Here is a 527-nt window from a genome sequence, read left to right as displayed (position 1 = left end):
ATACTTATTTACGTAATCAAATGCGCCAACGCCAATTCTCTCGAGTGATTTAGTGGGCAAAAATAAAAGGGAGGGGAGTGACTTAAAACTCCTCTATACCTAACTCTTTTAATTTACGTGTCAGCGTATTTCTTCCCCACCCTAATAAACGTGCAGCATCTTGTTTATGGCCTTTTGTATAGGAAAGCGCACTGAGTAGTAAGGTGCGCTCAAATTGCGGTAGAGCATCATTAAGAATATTTTCTTTGCCTTCACTGAATACCTCATCCGCCCATAATGAAAGATGTTGTGACCAATGTTGAGAGGAGATACGAGGTATCGATTTGCCCTTCTCATCTGATTGGCGGATCTCTTGAGGTAAATCTTGCGGCATAATCTCTTGGCTAGCGGTCATAACCGTTAACCAACGACATACGTTTTCTAATTGTCTGACGTTACCTGACCAGTGGTATTCCATCATGCAATGTAAACTTTGCTGGTTGAGTACTTTAGTTTCAACACCAAGCTCTCGAGCGGTTTTTTGGAGA

Annotated in this window: 1 protein-coding gene; it reads right to left on the bottom strand. The window is 41.7% G+C overall.

Annotated features, from left to right (window positions below):
• Positions 1-82 precede the first annotated feature (82 nt).
• Positions 83-527 (bottom strand): AAA-type ATPase lid domain-containing protein (locus tag IE142_RS40410; RefSeq protein ID WP_502266923.1); only part of this gene is annotated, 445 nt, incomplete at its 5' end.

This window comes from Streptomyces mutabilis (assembly GCF_014649815.1).
Classification (GTDB): domain Bacteria; phylum Actinomycetota; class Actinomycetes; order Streptomycetales; family Streptomycetaceae; genus Streptomyces; species Streptomyces mutabilis.
This window is presented reverse-complemented; position numbering and strand designations above follow the sequence as displayed.